This is a genomic window from Janthinobacterium sp. GW822-FHT07H10, assembly GCF_058798675.1.
In genome coordinates this window covers 52781-67726 of record NZ_JBXAKS010000003.1, presented here as the reverse complement: position 1 = coordinate 67726, position 14946 = coordinate 52781, and the positions used below count along the sequence as shown (strand labels likewise).

Here is a 14946-nt window from a genome sequence, read left to right as displayed (position 1 = left end):
GGCCACATACAAGCGACGCGCGGTCGCCTGGCGTTCTAGCTACGTTCGCGGTGGCGCAGGACGACGCGTTCATTCGGGCTGAAATACTGCGCCAGCCGTTCCGCCATGTACACGGAGCGGTGCTGGCCGCCCGTGCAGCCGAGCGCCACGGTCAGGTAGCTGCGGTTGTCGGATTTGAATGATGGCAGCCATTTCTCGATGAAGGTGCGTATGTCGGCCAGCAGCTCGAGTGCGCTCGGTTGCGCATCGAGGAAGGCGATCACGGGCGCGTCGCGGCCGTCGAGCGGGCGCAAGGCCAGGTCGTAATAGGGATTCGGCAGGGCCCGCACGTCGAAGACGAAATCGGCATCGAGCGGCACGCCCAGCTTGAAGGCGAACGATTCGAAGAACAGGGTCAGCGGCGCCCGTTCGGAGGCGACGATATCCTTGATCCAGGCGCGCAGCTTGTTGGCGCTCAGTTCCGAGGTGTCGATCACATGGCCCAGCTGTTCGATGGCCGACAGGCGTTCGCGCTCTTCCGAGATGCATTCGATCAGGGTGCGGCGGCTGGCCGGGTTCTGGTTCGGACGCAGTTCATGCGACAGCGGATGGCTGCGCCGCGTTTCCGAGAAGCGCGCCACCAGCGAGTGCGTGGTGGCTGTCAGGAACATGACCTTCACGTCATGCCCCTGGTCGCGCAGCAGCGCTACATTGTGCGGCAGGCTGGTCAGCGACTCGGCGCTGCGCGCATCGACGGCCACGGCCAGTTGCGGCGCGCCTTCATCGAGCAGGGTTTGCACCAGGCTGGGTAGCAGCGCCGGCGGCAGGTTGTCGACACAATAGTAGCCGGTATCTTCCAGCACATTGAGTGCCACGGATTTGCCGGAGCCGGATATTCCGGTAATAAGGACAATATGCATACGCCGATCATACAATAAAGATCGGCCCTCTGCCTCGAAGGCAATTATCTTTACAAATTATTGCATTTGGGGTCTTAGTATTGGTTACATTTAATTATTGTCGACGGGTCTGCCTCCAGCAGTCATCGCCACTCATGGCGCGTTGCTGGTGCAGCAGGGAACTGACGCAGCATGGCTGCGTGCCTGCGTCACGGTTCGCCCTTGCCAGGGCGAACTCCTTGGCAACATTAATCGCCACTCATGGCGAGTCGTTGGTGCAGCAGGGAACTGACGCAGCATGGCTGCGTGCCTGCGTCACGGTTCGCCCTTGCAAGGGCGGACTCCTTGGCAACATTAATCGCCACTCATGGCGAGTCGTTGCCGCTCCATGAACTCCTGCAAGGTGTCGATGCCGCGCAGTTGCAAGATGGTATTGCGCACGGCCGCTTCCAGCAGCACGGCGATGTTGCGGCCGGCGGCGACGGGGATGACGACCTTGCGCACGGGCAAGCCCAGCACGTCTTCCGTGGGAAACAGGAATGGCAGGCGCTCGACTTCCTCTTCCAGCGCGTTGCGGCGCACAAGGTGCACGATCAGTTTCAGGCGCATCTTGCGGCGCACGGCCGTTTCGCCAAAGATGGCCTTGATGTCGAGCAAACCCAGGCCCCGCACTTCCAGCAGGTTTTGCAGCAGGGGCGGGCAGCGGCCTTCGATCATGTTCGGCGCGATGCGCGAGAACTCGACGGCGTCGTCGGCCACCAGGCCATGGCTGCGCGAGATCAGTTCCAGGCCCAGTTCGCTCTTGCCCAGGCCCGAGTCGCCCGTGATCAGCACGCCGACGCCCAGCACGTCCATGAACACGCCATGCATGATGATGCGCTGCGCCAACTTCTTCGACAGGTAGACGCGCAGGAAGTCGATCACCTGCGCGGCCGGCAGCGGGGTCGAGAACAGGGGAATGTTTTGCTCGTCGCAGATGGCGAGGATGTCGGGTGGCGTTTCCAGCCCTTGCGCGATGATCAGCGCGGGCGGACCGCCGGCGATCAGCTCGCCAATCACGTGGGTGCGCGTATTGACCTTCAGGCGCTGGTAGTAATTGATTTCCTGGTGGCCGAAGACCTGGATGCGGCCCGGATGGATCAGGTTCAAGTGGCCCACCTGGTCGGCGGCTGACGAGACGTCGCCCGAGATCAGGCGTTCGCCGCCGGGGAAGCCGGCGAACCAGCCCAGTTGCAGACTTTCACGATTGTCGTCGTACAGGCGTTGTATCGTCAGCGGCGTTTGCAACATGGCAGTCTTCTTCAGGAGTGGAGGAATACCTGAAGTTTAACCCGCCGCTTGAAGACTAGGTTGCCAATTGACGATGCGCGAATGCACGGATTTCGGTTCCGGATCCGTGGCCAGGGCCGTGCGGAAGGCGTCGTCGGAAAACATTTCGGCGATTTCCGACAGGATTTCCAGATGTTGCTGGGTGACATGATCGGGAATCAGCAGGAAAAACAGCAGATTGACGGGCTTGCCATCGGGCGACTCGAACGGAATCGGCTCGGCCAGGCGCACGAAGGCGCCCAGTGGCGCTTTCAGCGTCTTCATGCCCTTGATGCGGCCATGCGGCACGGCCACGCCATGACCGAGGCCAGTCGAACCCAGGCGTTCACGGGCAAACAGATTGTCCGAGACGGTAGAGCGGGCGATGCCGTAATTGTTTTCGAAGATCAGGCCGGCTTGCTCGAAAGCGCGCTTTTTGCTGGACACTTCCAGATCCAACAGGACATTTTCGAGAGATAGTATTTTGCTAAGATTAGTCATGACACTCAATGAAATGGTGCAATGCGCAGAGGGCTTGCGAGCCGAATTATAGGCCTGTTTCCGCGGCCTGTAACGCCAATTCTCAACAGTATACGCCCGCTGCGGGCGCAGTGGGCGCTACGGCCCATGTCACCCTCATTTTAGCAAAAAAATAACATCGGGGTGTATCGGCTATTTCCTGATTAAAAACACGGGGCGCGCCGGTTTTTCCGTCGCTGAATGCCGATTTTCCGACTTTTCAGCGCTTTTATGATGCCTCAGAGTATGACCGCAACGTTGTTTTAAAACACAGCGTGTATTCCCTGCGGCATTGTTTGTGCACGGACGCGTGAGGCTACTGGCGCGCGTTGCGCAGGTTGCCCGGCACGGTGCCCGTGCTGTAGTTGCTGCGCCACGGATTAATGTCGAGTCCGCCACGACGCGTATAGCGCGCGTACACGGACAGTTTCTGTGGCTTGCACTGGCGCAAGATGTCGACAAAGATGCGCTCCACGCATTGCTCGTGAAATTCATTGTGTTCACGGAAACCGATCAGGTAGCGCAGCAGGCTTTCCTGGTCGATCTGCGGTCCCGCGTACTCGATCTGCACGCTGCCCCAGTCCGGCTGGCCTGTCACCAGGCAATTCGATTTCAACAGGTGCGAGACGAGTTTTTCTTCCACGGGCGCTTCATCCAGGGCCGCCTTCAGCAACTGCGGCGATGGCGTGTATTGCGTGATTTCCAGGTCCAGGCGATCCAGCAGCACGCCGTCGAACTCGCCCATCTTCAGCTTGCCGAAGTCTTCCTGCAAGGTCAGTTCCACTTGCACGGGGGCGCCAAAGCCTTTGGACAGATCCTGCTTGAGCAGGGTCAACAGCGCTCGCGGATTCTCGAGCCGGGTCTGGTTGAACGAGTTCAGGTACAGCTTGAACGACTTCGATTCGATGATGTTGGGCGAATCGGCCGGCGCACTGACCTTGGCAATGGCCACTTGCGGCTTGCCGCGCTGGTTCAGCCACGACAGTTCGTAGGCATTCCAGATGTCGAGGCCGAAGAATGGCAGCGTGCCGTGCAATGCCAGCTCGTCGCGCTTGCCCTGGCGCGGAATGGGAAACAGCAATTCCGGCGCGTAATCGGTGCGGTAGGCGGAGCTTTTGCCCAGGGGCGATTGTTCGGCGAGGTCGTTGGTGGTGGTCATGGTCGTGTGGCGAAGTTCAGTCAAGCACGCATGGTAGCCTATTTCACCCCGGTGCAAATACCGGGGCGATTCGCCATCTATCCTAAAAACAGTTTGTAGACGGGATTGCTGCTCTCATCCCAGTAACGGTAGCCGAGGGTATCGAGGAAACGGGCAAATTCGCCCATTTCATCGGGCGGCACTTGCAGGCCGATCAGGATGCGCCCCACGTCGCCGCCCTGGCTGCGGTAATGACACAGGGAAATATTCCAGTTCGGCGCCATGCTGTCGAGGAAACGCATGAGTGCGCCGGGGCGCTCGGGGAACTCGAAGCGGTATAGCAGCTCATCCTGCGCCAGCCGGCTCTTGCCACCGACCAGGTGGCGGATATGCGACTTGGCCAGCTCGTCATGCGTCAGGTCCAGGGTCTTGAATTCGTGCTCTTCGAATTTCTTCGCCAGCACGCCCGATTCATGCCGGTCGGCAATCTGGATGCCGACAAACACGTGCGCTTCCTTCTCGTCGCTGATACGGTAGTTAAATTCCGTCACGTTGCGCGCGCCGATGAGCGAGCAGAATCGCTTGAAACTGCCCCGCTGTTCGCGCATGGTGACGGCAAACACGGCTTCGCGGAATTCGCCCAGCTCGGCCCGTTCCGCGACAAAGCGCAGGCGGTCGAAATTCATGTTCGCGCCGCTGGCGATGGTGATCAGGGTTTCATGGTTGACCGGGTGCTTTGACAGGCTGGCCCGCTCCACGTACGCCTTGGCGCCGGCCACGGCCAGTGCGCCCGACGGTTCGAGGATCGAGCGCGTATCCGTAAACACATCCTTGATGGCGGCGCAGATGGCGTCCGTGTCGACCGTGATGATTTCATCGACATAGGCCTGCACCAGGCGGAAGGTTTCCTCGCCGGCCAGGCGCACGGCCGTGCCGTCGGCAAACAGGCCCACGTCGTTCAGGGTGACGCGCTCGCCGGCCTTCAGCGAACGGGCCATGGCGTTCGAATCGACGCTTTGCACGCCGATGATCTTGATGTCGGGACGGATCTGTTTTACATACGCGGCAATGCCGGCGATCAGGCCGCCGCCGCCGATGGGGGCGAAGATGGCATGGATGGGGCCGGCGTGCTGTCGCAGGATTTCCATGCCGATCGTGCCCTGGCCGGCGATGACGTCCGGATCGTCGAACGGGTGCACGAAGGTCAGCTTCTGCTCCTTTTCCAGGGTCAGCGCGTGGTTGTAGGCATCCGTATAGGATTCGCCGTGCAGCACCACTTCCACGTTCACGCCGCCCCGTCCTTTGACGGCCTCGACTTTCACCAGCGGCGTGGTGGTGGGCATGACGATGACGGCGCGGCAACCCATGCGCGCGGCCGACAGGGCCACGCCCTGGGCATGGTTGCCGGCCGAGGCGCAAATCACGCCGCGCTTGCGGTCCGCTTCGCTGAGCTTGGACATCTTGTTGTAGGCGCCACGAATCTTGAAGCTGAACACGCTTTGCATGTCTTCGCGCTTGAAGTAAATCTGGTTGTTCAGGCGCTGCGACAGGGCAGGGGCCAGTTCCAGCGGCGTTTCGGAGGCAACGTCATAGACGCGGGCGGTCAGGATTTTCTTGAGGTAGTCGATGTTCATAGTCTGCAAGCGAGTGATTCTGGGCCAGGGACGATGAGCCTACCACAGTAGGTCGATGCGTCTCTACTGTGACAGTCTCTTGCTGGAGCGTGGTGGTCGATATCGGCTGTGCCGCGGCGGATAACCAGGCAACAATCATGCTGTGTAGAACGCGGGGCGGGTGCGCCCTTGCCGGCAGGCGCGGTTTGTGCGGCGCCCAAGCTGCTCTTCATTATAATGGAGAGCCTTACCGCATCGCGAAGTGTTCAATGATCGAATCCGCAATCGCCTGGTTGCTGCAACTGATTGCAGCGCCGGAAGTCGGGCTGACCTCGGTCTTTCTGATCAGCTTTATTTCCGCCACCTTGTTGCCGCTCGGCTCAGAGCCGGCCGTTTTTGCCGTCATCAAGGCCAATCCTTCCCTGTTCTGGGCCGCCATTGCCGTCGCCACCCTGGGCAACACGCTGGGCGGTATCGTCGATTACTGGATGGGCTACCGGGCCAAGCAGGCGTTCGCCAAGGAGCGCAACACGCGCTGGTTCCGCTGGCTGGCCCGCTATGGCGCCAAGACCATGCTGCTGGCCTGGCTGCCCCTCGTGGGCGACCCGCTGTGCACGCTGGCAGGCTGGCTCAAGCTGCCGTTCTGGCCCAGCGTGGCGTACATGGCCGTCGGCAAGTGCGCGCGTTACCTGACGATGACGGGCTTGCTGCTGTACGTGCCCGATGGCGTCTGGCACCGGATCGGGCAAATGCTGGCGTGATGGCGATGCCGTATCGTGTGCATTGCAACGCCTGTTTGCCCTGTTTTTGGGCAGTTTGATAGTTTGTGGTCGAGTCTGATTCTTGGCATTTTTGCGCGAAAAAGGCAAGGGGACTGATTTTTTATTCATGGAAATTGTGGCTTGACCATATTTGCTATGGTTGTGCCGACCCTGCTTAAACCTTGGGCGGCATAAGGCTGTTCCCGCATGGTGCGGCGCAATAAGATAAAATGGGTCTTTAGGGTCCAGTCCACATCGTCACCACACTCCATGAACGCTCCCGCACATATCCAAGCTTTACTGGCAGAAACGCCCAATGGTCCCGCAGCAAGCCGCCTGCGCGAAATCCCGTATAACTACACGTCGTTTTCCGATCGCGAGATCGTCATCCGCCTGTTGGGAGAGGATTCCTGGCGCCTGCTCGACGAGCTGCGCGGCGCCCGCCAGACGGGCCGTTCGGCCCGCATGCTGTACGAGGTGCTGGGCGACATCTGGGTCGTGCGCCGCAATCCCTACCTGCAGGATGACTTGCTCGACAATCCGAAGCGCCGCCAGGGCTTGATCGATGCCTTGCATCATCGCCTGGCCGAGGTCGACAAGCGCCGCCTGGGCATCGATGCGGCCGGCAGCGACGTCGCGGCCAGTGGCGAAGCGCCGGAAGTCGCCAAGGCGCGCAGTGCCAATGTGGAGCTGCTGCTGAAGGCGGCCAGCAAGGCCGTGGCCGATTTTGGCGACGAATTCCGCAAGATCTACGACTTGCGCAAGCGCACGGTCAAGGTACTGGGCCGCTACACGGAAAAGCACAACGTGCGCTTCGACGGCATGACGCGCGTGTCGCACGTGACCGATGCCACCGACTGGCGCGTGGAATACCCGTTCGTCGTGCTCACGCCCGACACGGAAGAGGAAATGGCCGGCCTGGTGAAGGGCTGTATCGAGCTGGGACTGACCATCATCCCGCGCGGCGGCGGCACCGGCTACACGGGCGGCGCGATTCCCCTGACACCGATGTCGGCCGTCATCAACACGGAAAAGCTGATCACCCTGGGCGCCGTGGAAATGACGGTCTTGCCCGGCCTCACGCACGAGTACGCGACCATCAATTCGGGCGCCGGCGTGATCACGAACAAGGTATCGGAAGCGGCGGAAAAGGCCGGTTTCGTGTTTGCCGTCGATCCGACCTCGGCCCACGCTTCCTGCATCGGCGGCAATGTCGCCATGAATGCGGGCGGCAAGAAAGCCGTGCTGTGGGGCACGGCGCTCGACAATCTGGCGTCGTGGCGCATGGTCGACCCGAACGGCGACTGGCTCGACGTCACGCGCCTCGACCATAACCTGGGCAAGATCCACGATATCGCGCTGGCACGTTTCCAGCTGGAATGGCGCCACCCGAGCACGCGCGAGGCCACCAAGCCGAACGCACCGTTCAAGACGGAAATCCTGGAAATTCCTGGCCGCAAGTTCCGCAAGGAAGGCCTGGGCAAGGACGTGACGGACAAGTTCCTCGCCGGCTTGCCGGGCATCCAGAAGGAAGGCTGCGACGGCCTCATCACGTCGGCGCGCTGGATCCTGCACAAGATGCCGAAATTCGCCCGCACCGTCTGCCTGGAATTCTTCGGCCAGGCGCGCGATGCGATCCCGTCGATCGTGGAAATCAAGGATTACCTCGATGGCTTGCCGGCCAAGGGCGAGCAATACACGACCATCCGCCTGGCGGGCCTCGAGCATCTGGACGAGCGCTACCTGCGCGCCGTCGGCTACGCCACCAAGTCGAAACGGGGTGTGCTGCCGAAGATGGCCCTGTTCGGCGACATCGTCGGCGACGATGAAAACGCCGTCGCCCAGGCGGCGTCGGAAGTGGTGCGCATCGCCAACACGCGCGTGGGCGAAGGCTTTGTGGCCGTCAGCCCCGAGGCGCGCAAGAAATTCTGGCTCGATCGTGCCCGCACGGCCGCCATTGCCAAGCATACCAACGCCTTTAAAATCAATGAAGACGTGGTGATCCCGCTCAACCGCATGGGCGAATACACGGATGGCATCGAACGCATCAATATCGAGCTGTCGATCAAGAACAAGCTGCAGCTGGCAGAGGCCTTGAGCGAATTCTTTGGCAAGGGTAATTTGCCTGTTGGCAAGAGCGACGACGCGTCCGACGACCGTGTCGACGATGCGGAAATGCTGGGCGACCGTGCTGAGCAGGCGCAGCAGTTGCTGGCGCAAGTCACGGCACGCTGGACCTATCTGCTGGCACAGCTGGACCGTCCGCTGGCCGACGTGAAGGGCGAACTGGCCGAGCTGGGCATGGAGCGCTTGCTGCCCGTCTTCGATGCGCGCCTGGAAACGCAGCCGGCCGCCACCCTGTTTGACGTGGTGCAGGACCGCACCGTGCGCATTACCTGGAAGCAGGAAATCCGCGCCCAGCTGCGCCAGATCTTCAACGGCGCCGCGTTCAAGCTGATCCTCGACGAGGCCACCGCCATCCACGCGCGCATCCTGCGTTCGCGCGTGTTTGTCGCGCTGCACATGCATGCGGGCGATGGCAACGTGCACACGAACTTGCCCGTCAACTCGGACAATTACGAAATGCTGCAGGACGCCCACGAAGCCGTGGGCCGCATCATGATCCTGGCCCGCTCGCTCAACGGCGTCATTTCCGGTGAGCATGGTATCGGCATCACCAAGCTGGAATTCCTGACGGAAGAGGAAATCGGCGAGTTCCGCAGCTACAAGCAGCGCATCGATCCGGAAGGCCGTTTCAACAAGGGTAAATTGCTGAACCTGCCAGGCATGGGCGCCGACTTGCGCAATGCCTACACGCCATCGTTCGGCCTGATGGGCCATGAATCGCTGATCATGCAGCAAAGCGATATCGGCGCCATCGCCGACAGCGTCAAGGATTGCTTGCGCTGCGGCAAGTGCAAGCCCGTGTGCTCGACGCACGTGCCACGCGCCAACTTGCTGTACTCGCCACGCGACAAGATCCTGGCGACGTCGTCCCTGATCGAAGCGTTCCTGTACGAAGAGCAGACGCGCCGCGGTATTTCCATCAAGCATTGGGAGGAATTCGAGGACGTGGCGGACCATTGCACGGTATGCCACAAGTGCGTCACGCCTTGCCCGGTCAATATCGACTTCGGCGACGTGTCGATGAACATGCGCAACTTGCTGCGCAAGATGGACAAGAAGAGCTTTAATCCTGGTACCAAGGCCACGATGATGTTCCTCAACGCCACCGATCCCGTGACCATCAATGCCACGCGCAAGGTCATGATCGGCTGGGGCTACAAGGCGCAGCGCCTGGGCCACGATTTGTTGAAGAAATTTGCCAAGAAGCAAACCAAGGCACCGCCGCCATCGACGGGCAAGCCGCCCGTCAAGGCGCAGGTGATCCATTTCATCAATAAAAAGATGCCGGGCAACCTGCCGAAGAAATCGGCGCGCGCGCTGCTCGACATCGAAGACGATAAAGTCATCCCGATCATCCGCAATCCGAAGACGACCACGGCCGATACGGAAGCCGTGTTCTACTTCCCCGGTTGCGGTTCGGAGCGTTTGTTCTCGCAAGTGGGCCTGGCCACGCAGGCGATGCTGTGGGAAGTGGGCGTGCAGACGGTCTTGCCGCCTGGCTACCTGTGCTGCGGTTATCCGCAGCGTGGCGCGGGCGAGTTCGACAAGGCCGAGAAGATGATGACGGACAACCGCGTCCTGTTCCACCGCATGGCCAACACGCTCAATTACCTGGATATCAAGACGGTGCTCGTGTCGTGCGGCACCTGCTACGACCAGCTGGCCACGTATCAGTTTGAAAAGATTTTCCCCGGCTGCCGCATCATGGATATCCATGAGTATTTGCTGGAGAAAAACGTCAAGCTGGAAGGCGTCAACGGCACGCGCTATATGTACCACGAGCCTTGCCACAATCCGATGAAGCTGCAGGAATCGGGCAAGACCATCAATTCCCTGATCAGCACGGTGGACAACGTGAAGATCGAGAAGAACGATCGTTGCTGCGGTGAATCGGGTTCGCTGGCCGTCACGCGCCCGGACATTTCCACGCAAGTGCGTTTCCGCAAGGAAGAGGAAATGGTCAAGGGCGCCGACAAGCTGCGCGGCGATGGCTTCACGGGTGACGTGAAAATCCTCACCAGCTGCCCGTCGTGCCTGCAAGGCTTGTCGCGCTACAATGATGATTCGGGCACGACGGCCGACTACATCGTCGTCGAGATCGCCAAACACTTGCTGGGAGAGAACTGGATGCCGGATTACGTGAAACGCGCCAATGACGGCGGCATCGAGCGGGTGCTGGTGTGACCTGCGATCTGTGCAGCCTGCTGGACGGCTACGCCAACAAGCAGGGTCTGGAGACCCTGCTGTGGCGCAGCGAACGCCTGTCCGTGGTGGCCGTCGACGATCCTGCCTATCCCGGCTTTTGCCGCGTGATCTGGAACAGGCATGTGAAGGAAATGACGGATTTGACGCCGGGCGAGCGCAACTATGTCATGGAAGTCGTGTGGCAAGTCGAGCTGGCCGTGCGTGAAGTGATGCAGCCGGAAAAGGTCAATGTGGCCAGTTTCGGCAACATGACGCCGCACGTGCATTGGCACGTGATTCCCCGCTACCGCGACGATGCGCATTTCCCCAGCCCGAGCTGGGCCGTGGTGCAGCGCGAGACGGCGCCCGAGGTATTGGCCGCGCGCCGCGCCCTGTTGCCGGCCTTGCGCGATGCCATCATTCAACGTTTATCCGCATAAAGTATTGTCATGACTGAAAAAGTAGCAACACCCCAACCGACCGGCTTGACCGTGCACAACCAGTCGCGCGTGCTCGACGTGGCTTTCGACGATGGCAGCGAATTCGCGCTGCCGTTCGAATACCTGCGCGTGTATTCGCCGTCGGCCGAAGTGCAGGGCCATGGCAAGGGCCAGGAAACCTTGCAGTTAGGAAAACGCCTGGTCGGCATCACCGGCCTGGAGCCGGTTGGCAACTACGCCGTGCAACCGACCTTCAGCGATGGCCACAATTCCGGCCTGTACACCTGGGCCTACCTGTACAAGCTGGGCGTGGAACAGCCAAAGCTGTGGCAGGATTACCTGGACCGCCTGACGGCGGCCGGCTACCCCGGCGACAGCGGCCGCGACGCCAAGGCGGACATGACGGTCAAGCAATCTTCCGGCCATGTCCACGGACCGAGCTGCGGGCATAAACATTAAGCTAAAAAAATAATGCGGTAATCTTGTCGGATTGCCGCCGCCCCGTTCGTCGTATGGATGCCCGCGCTTGCGGGCATTTTTCTTTTGGAGAAGAGACTATGGAATACATGATCCTGATCTACGCCGACGAGGCGCGTTATGAAGCGATGGAGGAAGGGCAGATGGCCAGCCTGATGGCCGAGTTCGCAAGTTACACGCAGGCACTGGAGGCGGCCGGCGTGCTGCGCGGCGGCGGCGAGCTGGCGCCCGTGGGCAGCGCCACCAGCGTGCGGGTGCGCAATGGCAAACCTGTCGTCACGGACGGGCCGTTCGCGGAAACCAAGGAGCAGCTGGGCGGCTACTACCTGCTGGCCTGTGCCAATCTGGACGAGGCGCTGGTCTGGGCCGGGCGTTGCCCGGTAGCATCCCTGGGTACCATCGAAGTGCGGCCCGTCACGGCGTGAGCATGGGCGGCGACGCCACCTCGGCCGTCGAACACGTCTTTCGCCAGGAGCGGGGCAAGGTGCTGGCCGGCCTGATGCGGCGCTTCGGCGACCTGGGCCTGGCGGAAGATGTGTTGCAGGAAGCGTGCCGCAAGGCGCTGGAACTGTGGCCGCAGGCGGGCGTGCCCGATAATCCGGCGGCCTGGCTGACGTCGGTGGCGCGCCACGCGGCCCTCGATCACGTGCGCCGCGCGGGCAAGGGCGTCATCGATGCCGACGCCGTGCTGTCCAGCCTGTCGGCAGCCCAGGCGGAGGAAGCGCAAGCCATCGAGGATGACCGTTTGCGCCTGCTGTTCATCTGCTGCCATCCGGCGCTGGCGCCCGAGGCGCAGGTGGCGCTGGCCCTGCGCACCCTGTGCGGCCTGTCCACGGGCGAGATCGCGCGCGCCTTTGGCCTGGCCGAAGCGGCCCTGTCGCAGCGCCTGCTGCGCGCCAAGCGCAAGATCGCCGAGGCGGCCATCCCGTTCGAGTTGCCGCCGGCGCCGGACTGGCCGCCGCGGCTGGCGCAAGTCATGCACGTGATTTACCTGGTGTTCAGCGAAGGCTATTGCGCCAGCGGCGGCGACGCCTTGCTGCGCCCGGACCTGTGCGCGGAAGCGCTGCGGCTGGGACGGCTGCTCGATACCTTGCTGCCCGGCGAGCCGGAAGTGCAGGGCTTGCTGGCCCTGATGCTGCTGCAGGCGTCGCGCGGCGCGGCGCGGCTGTCGCCCGCAGGCTATCTGCTGACCCTGGAAGAGCAGGATCGCCGCCTGTGGCACGCTGACTTGATCGCCGAAGGGCTTGCGCTGCTGGAGCAAGCCTTGCCGGCCCGGGCGCCGGGGGCGTACCAGTTGCACGCGGCCATTGCCGCCCTGCATGCCAAGGCCGCCACGGCCGGGCAGACGGACTGGCGCCAGATCAGTGCCCTGTACGGCGCCTTGCTGCGGCACAAGCCGGAACCGTTGGTCTTGCTTAATGCCGTCATCGCCTGCGCCATGGCGCATGGCGCCGAACATGGGCTGGCATGGCTGGCGCGCCTGGAAGCCGTGCCCAGCCTGGCCCAGTCGCACTACCTGCACGCGGCCAGGGCCGACCTGCTGCGCCGCCAGGGCGACCGCGCGGGGGCGCTGGCGGCGTATGCCCGGGCGGCAATGCTGGCCTCGAATGCGGTCGAAAGGCAATACCTTCTCCGGCGTCACGGGGAAATGCGCCTGCCGCTTGTATAATGCACGCAAGTTCAAACAGACTGCCTACCATGACCAATACGACCCATTTCGGATACAAAACAGTTGCAGAAGACGACAAAGTGCGCGAAGTCGCCAAGGTGTTCCATTCCGTCGCTGCCAAATACGACGTGATGAACGACTTGATGTCGGGCGGGCTGCACCGTCTGTGGAAGACGTTTACGATTGCCAACGCGGGCGTGCGCCCTGGTTTCAAGGTGCTCGACATCGCCGGCGGCACGGGCGACCTGTCGAAAGCGTTCGCCAAGCAGGCGGGCCCCACGGGCGAAGTCTGGTTGACCGATATCAATGAATCGATGCTGCGTGTGGGCCGCGACCGCCTCTTGAATCGCGGCTTGCTCACCCCCACCTTGTTGTGTGACGCGGAAAAACTGCCATTCCCCGACAACTATTTTGACCGTGTCAGCGTGGCCTTTGGCCTGCGCAACATGACGCACAAGGATGTGGCGCTGGCGGAAATGCGCCGCGTGCTGAAACCGGGCGGCAAGCTGCTGGTGCTGGAGTTTTCCAAGGTGGCGGCACCGCTGCAAAAGCCGTATGACCTGTATTCGTTCTCGGTCTTGCCGTGGTTCGGACAGAAAATCGCCGGTGACGCGGAAAGCTATCGTTACCTGGCTGAATCGATCCGCATGCATCCGGACCAGGAAACGCTGAAGACCATGATGGAAACGGCGGGCCTGGAGCGCGTGCAGTACTACAATTTGACGGCGGGCATAGCCGCTTTGCATACCGGCATCAAGATGTAAGACAACGAGGTCACTCGCGTGTTGCCGGTGAATTTAGGAGATGGAATGAAATTGAAGAAATTTATGGTTGGCATGATGCTGGCCGCGACCACGGTATCCATGCTGGGCGAGGCGCTGGCCCGTCCGATGGGCGGTGGCCGTTCGTTTGGCCGCCAGTCGCAGAACGTGGGCCGCCAGGCTCCCGCGCCGGCACCAGCCCCCGCACCGGCCGCCGCGCCACGCCAGGCGCAACCGGCCCCCGCGCCGGCGCCTTCCGCCAAGGCACCCAGCCGCTGGAAAGGCTTGCTGGGCGGTGCACTGCTGGGCCTGGGCCTGGGCGCCTTGCTGTCGCACTTCGGCCTGGGCGGCGCCCTGGCCAGCATGATCAGCACCTTGCTGATGGTGGCCCTGTTGGCAGGTGCGGCGTTCTTCATCTACCGCATGGTGCGCGGCAAGCGCGAAAACAATGCGGGTGGCCATGCGCCGTTCGCCGGTTTTGGCGGCAACCAGCCTGCGCCAGCGGGTAACACGCCCGATATCGGCTCGCGCATTCCACCGCTGCCGCCGCTGCAACCGGTCTCGTCCGGCGTCGGCCTGGACAAGGTCGCGCCCGTGGCCGCGCCATGGGGCGTGCCTGCCGATTTCGACAAGGATGCCTTCCTGCGTCACGCGAAGAGCAATTTCATTCGCCTGCAAGCGGCCTGGGACAAGGCGGACGTCAACGACATCCGCGAATTCACGTCGCCGGAAGTGTACGCTGAGCTGCGCATGCAGATCCAGGAGCGCGGTGCGCAAGCCGATTTCACGGACGTCGTCAGCATCGACGCCGAATTGCTTGGCATCGAGACGAGCGTCACCGATTACCTGGCCAGCGTGAAGTTCACGGGCCTGATCCGTTCGGCGCCCGATGCCGCGGCGGAGCCGTTCGCGGAAGTGTGGAATATGTCGAAACCCGTCAGCGGCAATAGCGGCTGGGTCTTGGCAGGCATTCAACAATTGGGTTAATGATAATTATTTCCTGAATAGCAGCTTAAGCCCATGGCTAATTCATGGTGCTTGAGGGATATTTTCTGCTGAACTGGTAAGATC

Annotated in this window: 13 protein-coding genes; 8 read left to right on the top strand and 5 right to left on the bottom strand. The window is 61.9% G+C overall.

Annotation, left to right across the window (positions count from 1 at the left end):
• Positions 1 to 35 precede the first annotated feature (35 nt).
• From rapZ to ilvA, 5 genes are all read right to left on the bottom strand, one after another.
• Positions 36 to 899 (bottom strand): RNase adapter RapZ, encoded by an 864-nt coding sequence (gene rapZ, locus AC1RDJ_RS08050; protein WP_071325604.1) that lies wholly within the window; start codon positions 897 to 899, stop codon positions 36 to 38.
• Between the two features lie 333 nt (positions 900 to 1232).
• Positions 1233 to 2168 (bottom strand): HPr(Ser) kinase/phosphatase, encoded by a 936-nt coding sequence (gene hprK, locus AC1RDJ_RS08045; protein WP_034753337.1) that lies wholly within the window; start codon positions 2166 to 2168, stop codon positions 1233 to 1235.
• A 36-nt stretch (positions 2169 to 2204) separates the two neighbouring features.
• Positions 2205 to 2687 carry a PTS sugar transporter subunit IIA gene (locus AC1RDJ_RS08040; protein WP_071325603.1) on the bottom strand — a complete coding sequence of 161 codons (483 nt, stop codon included), beginning with the start codon at positions 2685 to 2687 and terminating at the stop codon, positions 2205 to 2207.
• Between the two features lie 334 nt (positions 2688 to 3021).
• Positions 3022 to 3864, bottom strand: a complete 843-nt coding sequence (gene queF / locus AC1RDJ_RS08035; RefSeq protein WP_493027405.1) for an NADPH-dependent 7-cyano-7-deazaguanine reductase QueF — start codon at positions 3862 to 3864, stop codon at positions 3022 to 3024.
• 77 nt (positions 3865 to 3941) lie between these two features.
• Positions 3942 to 5477 (bottom strand): threonine ammonia-lyase, biosynthetic, encoded by a 1536-nt coding sequence (gene ilvA / locus AC1RDJ_RS08030; protein ID WP_289887505.1) that lies wholly within the window; start codon positions 5475 to 5477, stop codon positions 3942 to 3944.
• A 248-nt stretch (positions 5478 to 5725) separates the two neighbouring features.
• Between ilvA and AC1RDJ_RS08025 the strand changes: the two genes are divergently transcribed.
• The 8 genes from AC1RDJ_RS08025 (at position 5726) to AC1RDJ_RS07990 (ending at position 14862) form a co-directional block, all read left to right on the top strand.
• A complete protein-coding gene (locus tag AC1RDJ_RS08025; RefSeq protein ID WP_493027179.1) occupies positions 5726 to 6217 on the top strand; it encodes a YqaA family protein in 492 nt (163 codons plus the stop codon).
• 270 nt (positions 6218 to 6487) lie between these two features.
• Positions 6488 to 10528 (top strand): DUF3683 domain-containing protein, encoded by a 4041-nt coding sequence (locus AC1RDJ_RS08020; protein WP_493027178.1) that lies wholly within the window; start codon positions 6488 to 6490, stop codon positions 10526 to 10528.
• Positions 10525 to 10968 carry an HIT family protein gene (locus AC1RDJ_RS08015; protein ID WP_289887502.1) on the top strand — a complete coding sequence of 148 codons (444 nt, stop codon included), beginning with the start codon at positions 10525 to 10527 and terminating at the stop codon, positions 10966 to 10968. The genes AC1RDJ_RS08020 and AC1RDJ_RS08015 overlap by 4 nt, the downstream gene beginning before the upstream one ends.
• A gap of 9 nt (positions 10969 to 10977) precedes the next feature.
• The gene (locus AC1RDJ_RS08010; protein WP_071325598.1) at positions 10978 to 11427 is read left to right on the top strand and encodes a gamma-butyrobetaine hydroxylase family protein; all 450 of its coding nucleotides are present in this window, start codon (positions 10978 to 10980) and stop codon (positions 11425 to 11427) included.
• A 98-nt stretch (positions 11428 to 11525) separates the two neighbouring features.
• Positions 11526 to 11870, top strand: coding sequence for a YciI family protein (locus AC1RDJ_RS08005; RefSeq protein WP_493027177.1), 345 nt, complete (start codon positions 11526 to 11528; stop codon positions 11868 to 11870).
• A 2-nt stretch (positions 11871 to 11872) separates the two neighbouring features.
• The gene (locus tag AC1RDJ_RS08000) at positions 11873 to 13114 is read left to right on the top strand and encodes an RNA polymerase sigma factor (RefSeq protein ID WP_493027176.1); all 1242 of its coding nucleotides are present in this window, start codon (positions 11873 to 11875) and stop codon (positions 13112 to 13114) included.
• A gap of 29 nt (positions 13115 to 13143) precedes the next feature.
• Positions 13144 to 13878: a bifunctional demethylmenaquinone methyltransferase/2-methoxy-6-polyprenyl-1,4-benzoquinol methylase UbiE gene (gene ubiE, locus AC1RDJ_RS07995; protein WP_034753359.1), complete on the top strand. Its 735-nt coding sequence runs from the start codon at positions 13144 to 13146 to the stop codon at positions 13876 to 13878.
• A gap of 45 nt (positions 13879 to 13923) precedes the next feature.
• A complete protein-coding gene (locus AC1RDJ_RS07990; RefSeq protein WP_493027175.1) occupies positions 13924 to 14862 on the top strand; it encodes a Tim44 domain-containing protein in 939 nt (312 codons plus the stop codon).
• The last annotated feature ends 84 nt before the right edge of the window (positions 14863 to 14946 follow it).

Coding starts and splice junctions, on each gene's coding strand:
- rapZ (WP_071325604.1), bottom strand. CDS start 899: ATGCATATTGTCCTTATTACCGGAATATCCGGCTCCGGCAAATCCGTG.
- hprK (WP_034753337.1), bottom strand. CDS start 2,168: ATGTTGCAAACGCCGCTGACGATACAACGCCTGTACGACGACAATCGT.
- AC1RDJ_RS08040 (WP_071325603.1), bottom strand. CDS start 2,687: ATGACTAATCTTAGCAAAATACTATCTCTCGAAAATGTCCTGTTGGAT.
- queF (WP_493027405.1), bottom strand. CDS start 3,864: ATGACCACCACCAACGACCTCGCCGAACAATCGCCCCTGGGCAAAAGC.
- ilvA (WP_289887505.1), bottom strand. CDS start 5,477: ATGAACATCGACTACCTCAAGAAAATCCTGACCGCCCGCGTCTATGAC.
- AC1RDJ_RS08025 (WP_493027179.1), top strand. CDS start 5,726: ATGATCGAATCCGCAATCGCCTGGTTGCTGCAACTGATTGCAGCGCCG.
- AC1RDJ_RS08020 (WP_493027178.1), top strand. CDS start 6,488: ATGAACGCTCCCGCACATATCCAAGCTTTACTGGCAGAAACGCCCAAT.
- AC1RDJ_RS08010 (WP_071325598.1), top strand. CDS start 10,978: ATGACTGAAAAAGTAGCAACACCCCAACCGACCGGCTTGACCGTGCAC.
- AC1RDJ_RS08005 (WP_493027177.1), top strand. CDS start 11,526: ATGGAATACATGATCCTGATCTACGCCGACGAGGCGCGTTATGAAGCG.
- AC1RDJ_RS08000 (WP_493027176.1), top strand. CDS start 11,873: ATGGGCGGCGACGCCACCTCGGCCGTCGAACACGTCTTTCGCCAGGAG.
- ubiE (WP_034753359.1), top strand. CDS start 13,144: ATGACCAATACGACCCATTTCGGATACAAAACAGTTGCAGAAGACGAC.
- AC1RDJ_RS07990 (WP_493027175.1), top strand. CDS start 13,924: ATGAAATTGAAGAAATTTATGGTTGGCATGATGCTGGCCGCGACCACG.